Raw genomic sequence first — 3,331 nt, forward strand, 5'->3', positions numbered from 1 at the left:
GAGCTGAGCCGTCGCTCGGCGGTCACCGGGATCGACACCGCTCCGGCCATCCGGATGCTGGTGAACATCACCGGCACCGAGGCCGGCAGGATGACCTTCTGGACCAGCCGGGGCACTGACGGGTTCGGTGAGGTGGTGACCGCCGTATCGTGCCGCCACCGTCACCGCCACCGTCGTCAGCGCAGTGACTGCACGGCGTAGAGGCCGCCGAGGGCGGTGGCCACGACTCCGAGCAGGAGACGCAGTGCCGTTTCGGGCAGCCGAGGCTGCAGATGTGCCCCGAGGTACCCGCCGATCAGTCCGCCGAGGCCGCAGGCCAGACCGAGGTACCAGTCGGGGGCGATGTCACCGGAGCCCGTCAGGGACAGCAGGGCGAAGGCCGCGGCCCCGGTCACGGAGGTGGCGAACGTGGAGGCGAGGGCGGCCGGTGCCACGTGGGCGACGGGCATGCCCCGGCCGACCAGTATGGGGCCGAGGATGGATCCGCCGCCGATCCCGTAGATCCCGCCGACGACCCCGACGACCAGGGCCAGTCCGGTGATGGTCCGCGGCGAGGGTTCCGCAGTCGGGGCGGGCCGGGCGAGCCTGAGGGTGCGCCGGATGAGCCACAGGCCCAGTGGCATCAGCAGAGCGGCGACCAGAAGGCGGAAGACGGTGGCCCCCGGGACGGCGAAGACTCGTATGACGGCGCCGACGACCACTCCGGGCAGTGTGCCGGTCACCAGACGGCGCGTCAGTGGACCGTACAGCAGGCCCTCGCGGCGGTAGCGCACCAGGGCGCCGGGCCCGGCCACCATGTTGAACAGCAGATTGGTGGGCGTGACCGCCGGGCTGGGTACTCCGAGGACACTCAGTTGCACGGGCAGCAGGAACACGGCACCCGACACCCCCACCGGCGCGGTCACCACAGCTATGAGCAGGCCGACCGCCAGCCCGGCCAGCCCTGTTGACCATGTCACGGCAGGCCTCCGATTCGAATGTCCGGCCCGTATCGCCGCCGTGGTCCCGCTGTCGGCCCACGGGCTGCTGGGCAACCCGGTAGCGAGGGATCCTGGCGGTGGGCCGACCGGCTCGGGCATGGCCGGGTCTGAGGAATCGTCCCCCGGGATCGGTTTTCCCGAACGTCCCCGCCTCCCGATTCAGGCGGGCAGGACGAACGGAGGATGAGCGCCGTTGAGGAAGTACTCCCCGACGTCGCGGAGCCGGTGGGCGACGGGCTCGTACAGGGTGTGGGTTCGGGCGTTGCGCCAGAACCGGTCGAAGCCCAGCCGTGCGGAGGTGGAGCCGGCGCCGATGATGTCGAGGGCGCGCGTGGTGGAATCCTGCGCTGCCCGGGCCGCGGCGGTTTCGGCCATGGCCACGAGGGCGGAGATGTCCGCACACTCGTCGTAGGTCAGCTCATCGCCGCGCTCAAGTCCGCCTCGCACGGCGTCCAATGCCTGATCGGTGAGTGCCGACGCCGAGCGGGTGAGGACGGTGAGTTCTCCGTAGGCGGTCTGCACCTGAGGGTCGTGCGGGGTGCCGATCGGCCAGGCTGGATGCCAGGATGCGTGGCCCGTCCTGCTGTACTCACGGGCTTCGGCGAGCACTCCCTCGGCCATGCCGAGAAGGAGTTGGGCGGAGAAGAGACGCCCGACCGGAGATGCCAGGGCGGCCCGGGGCGACAGCAGGTCCTCGTCCGCGGACAGGGAGCCGAGCACGTCGTCGGCGCCCACCGGTACGTCGTCGAACTCCACGCTGCCGCCGGCCGCGAGCCGCTGGCCGAAGGGGTCGGTATCGCTGTCGATCACCACACCGCTACGGGAGGGATCCACCACGACGGCGAGTGGTTCACCCGTGTCCGCCCGTACGGCGCGCACGGCGAGGCGATCGGCTACCAGGACCCCGGTGGTGTAGCTCTGTCGACCGTTGAGCACCCGCCCCCTGGAGGTTCTCGCCAGCACCAGGGGCGGCTCCTGACGCGCGAAACCGCCGCCCCAGCACCACTGTTCGGCTGCGGACCGCTCCTCTGTCCGCGCGGCGAGAGCGGGCCCGGCGAAGAACCGGGCGCTGCACGACAGGAAGTAGTGACAGCCGAGCAGTTGACCGATCGCGCCGTCGGCCGCGGCGATCTCCCGGACGACGGCGTAGGCCGTCAGCCAGTCCGCGCCGCCTCCCTGGGGCTCGGTCGGCGTCAGGAGCGTCAGCAGTCCCGCCTCGCGCAGCCGGGACACCTCGTCGATCGGGGCCTTGCCCGCCTGCTCCCTGGCCGCCGCGTCCGTGGCCAGGTCGTCCGCCGTCTCGCGGGCCACGCGCAGCCAGTGCGCATGGCCGGGCCCGCATCGCTCGGACGGCGAGGCGGGATGGGACGGTGCTGAGGCAAGGCCCATGGAAGTGGTCTCCTCAAGGTCGGCCGCAGGGCGCGGCGTTGGAGCTCGCCTGCTGGTCGGGCACGTACTTGTAGCCCACGCGCCGAACGGTGACGATGCGGTGCCGGTGAGCTTCACCCAGCTTGCGGCGCAGGCGGGCGATGTGGACGTCCACGGTGCGGCCGTCGCCGATGTGGTCGTAGCCCCAGACGGCGGCCACCAGTCGATCACGGGCCTGCACGTGGTGGGGATGCTGAACGAGATGCGCAAGCAGCTCGAACTCCAGGTAGGTGAGGTCGAGTTCACGGCCGTCGACTGCGGCGACATGCCGCGCTGGATCGATGTGGATGACGTCGTCCGCCGCTGTCCGGACAGGGGTTGCCGAGCCCGGTGCGGTGAGCGGTCGGATCTCGGGCCGCGGCCTGTCCTTGGCGAAGAGCTCGGTGGGATCGGTGCCCTCGGGGACGAGCACGAGGTAGCCGACGAGCGGCGCGGAAGTGGGTTCCTGGGTGGCTCGTTGAGCGGTATCGCCCACCAGGCGGAGACGGGGTGTGTCGGCGGGGCGCGGATTGTGTGGGGTGGCCTGGGCCGGAAGTGCCGTGGTCATGGCGGTTGTCCCTCAGAAGTGTGTCGGGCCGTCAGACGTGGTGGGTGAATGCGCCTGATCGCCTGTGAAAGGGCGAACGGAGTGGCACGGGCGAAGAACGTGCGTCGCGTGCCTTACGCGCGGCAGCAGGCGGCACTGACGACGTGACCAAGGTCGACATGCCGACGACGAACGAGTCGTTGCTGCTTACGGGACATGTTCATCATCCTGCGCACCCCCTGCGGACTCAGTCAAGGCTTCCCTAGTAATTCAGTAGGAAAAGTGGGGAAGGTCTCAGACTCTGAGAGGCGGGCCGTCCATCGCTGACGTGGCCGTGTACGCCTCGATGGCGCTCAGGGCATGCAGAAGCGCGCGGGCGACCGCGTCGTTCTGGCGG

The 3,331-nt window shown here is 70.5% G+C and carries 3 protein-coding genes; all 3 read right to left on the reverse strand.

What is annotated here, in order from left to right:
* Window positions 1-176 precede the first annotated feature (176 nt).
* Window positions 177-959, reverse strand: coding sequence for a sulfite exporter TauE/SafE family protein (locus tag EHS43_RS40725; RefSeq protein ID WP_125195568.1), 783 nt, complete (start codon window positions 957-959; stop codon window positions 177-179).
* 180 nt (window positions 960-1,139) lie between these two features.
* Window positions 1,140-2,369, reverse strand: a complete 1,230-nt coding sequence (locus EHS43_RS40730) for an acyl-CoA dehydrogenase family protein (protein ID WP_125195569.1) — start codon at window positions 2,367-2,369, stop codon at window positions 1,140-1,142.
* A gap of 13 nt (window positions 2,370-2,382) precedes the next feature.
* A complete protein-coding gene (locus EHS43_RS40735) occupies window positions 2,383-2,955 on the reverse strand; it encodes a winged helix-turn-helix domain-containing protein (RefSeq protein WP_125195570.1) in 573 nt (190 codons plus the stop codon).
* Window positions 2,956-3,331 lie beyond the last annotated feature (376 nt).

The organism is Streptomyces sp. RP5T (assembly GCF_003933965.1).
GTDB lineage: Bacteria > Actinomycetota > Actinomycetes > Streptomycetales > Streptomycetaceae > Streptomyces.

What these genes read in the sequence shown, in the direction of transcription:
- EHS43_RS40730 (WP_125195569.1), bottom strand. Translation starts at nt 2,369, where the DNA reads ATGGGCCTTGCCTCAGCACCGTCCCATCCCGCCTCGCCGTCCGAGCGA.
- EHS43_RS40735 (WP_125195570.1), bottom strand. Translation starts at nt 2,955, where the DNA reads ATGACCACGGCACTTCCGGCCCAGGCCACCCCACACAATCCGCGCCCC.